The organism is Devosia sp. P3_B2 (assembly GCF_056402875.1).
This window is the reverse complement of the sequence record NZ_JBFUGO010000030.1, coordinates 1-1,692: the sequence shown is the minus strand read 5'-3', so window position 1 is coordinate 1,692 and position 1,692 is coordinate 1. Positions and strand designations below refer to the sequence as shown.

The 1,692-nt window shown below is 60.9% G+C and carries 2 protein-coding genes; both read left to right on the top strand.

Annotated elements, in window-relative coordinates; all coding sequences use genetic code 11:
- Positions 1-884, top strand: an 884-nt coding sequence (locus tag AC1DV8_RS22920) for a flagellin (protein ID WP_477159042.1), incomplete at its 5' end; no start/stop codon positions are given.
- Between the two features lie 241 nt (positions 885-1,125).
- Positions 1,126-1,692: flagellin N-terminal helical domain-containing protein (locus AC1DV8_RS22915; RefSeq protein WP_477159041.1), on the top strand; the 567-nt coding region annotated here is incomplete at its 3' end.

Here is a 1,692-nt window from a genome sequence, read left to right as displayed (position 1 = left end):
CCTCGATCGGCGGCGGCAAGCTGGTGCTGACCTCGGCCACCACGGGCACCAACTCGTCGGTTGCCGTGACCAACTTCGCCGAGACTGACGCCGACACCGACACCACCATCACCGGTATCGGCCTTGACGCCGGCACCTCGGCGGCCGGTGCTGCAGCGGTCGCCCCCGGTGCAGTGAAGACTGTCGATGCCCTGGTCCAGGAGATCAACACCAACACCTCGCTGAAGGACAAGATCCGCGCCTCCAACGACAACGGCAAGCTCCGCATCGAGAACCTCTCGACCGAAGAGCTGACCGTGACCGGCGTTGGTACCGACGGCGAAGTCGACGGCACCACCGGTACCGGCGACATCGGTGGCAATACCGTTCGCAAGAACCTCGTCACTCAGTTCAACGAACTGCGCGACCAGCTCGACAAGTTCGCCGACGATGCGTCCTTCAACGGCATCAACTTGCTCCGCGGCGACAAGCTGAAGCTGACGTTCAACGAGACCGGCACGTCGACCATCGACATCCAGGCCAAGAACGAGAATGGCGACCCGATCGCCATCAACAACACCACCCTCGGCATCGACCACGTCGTCAACTCCGACTTCGACGCGGACTCCAAGCTCGACGCCAAGCTCGAGATCCTGGGCTCGGCACTCGGTAAGCTCCGCTCGCAGGCGTCGTCCTTCGGCTCGAACCTGTCGATCGTGCAGAACCGCACCGACTTCACCAAGAACATGATCAACACGCTGGAAACCGGCGCGGCGAACCTGACCTTGGCCGACACCAACGAGGAAGCAGCGAACCTGCTCGCCCTGCAGACCCGCCAGCAGCTGTCGTCGACCGCGCTGTCGATGGCCTCGCAGGCCGACCAGGCTGTGCTCCGCCTGTTCTAAGGGCGAACACCTCCAGACACGAAAAGGCGGGCTTCGGCCCGCCTTTTTTCGTTCTACGCGCCATTGCGTACCAGTTCGAAGCATTGAGAAAACAAGTCATTAACTTTGCTTCGAATGCCACCAACAAACTTCAATTCGCGGGACGAACTTAAGACTTCTTTTGCCGGTGGGGACCAATGATCCGGGACGTCTCAGGAGAGACGGTTAGTAACTGAGTACGGACCCAGAAAGGGCCTCCAAAATGGCTGATGTAAATCTGTCAAAGGCAGTTCGCTCGAACCTGCTGAGCCTCCAGTCCACCGCTTCGTCCATGGCCAAGACGCAGGAGCGTCTCGCCACCGGTCTGAAGGTGAACTCGGCGCTCGACAACCCGACTAACTTCTTCACCGCTTCTTCGCTGAACTCTCGTGCTTCGGATATGGCGAGCCTGCTCGACTCCATGTCCAACGGCATCAAGACCATCGAAGCCGCGGACAACGGCCTTTCGTCGATCACCAAGACCGTCGAGTCGATGCAGTCCACGCTCCGTCAGGCGCGCCAGGACAAGTCGTTCAAGACCCAGTCCTTCTCGATCGACTCCACTTCGATCGGCACCTCTTCGGTGAAGACCCTGTCGTTCAAGGACGGCGCCGTCGGTGCCACGGCTGTCAGCGTTAACCTGAACACCACCGGCGCCGGCTCTGCCGCTACCGCTGGTACCTTCACCTCGACCGCCAACTTCGCGGCCGTGACCTTCACCGACGCAGCCGACGATATCTCATTCGATATCGCCGTCGACGGCGGTGCCGCGACGACCGTCACCATCCAT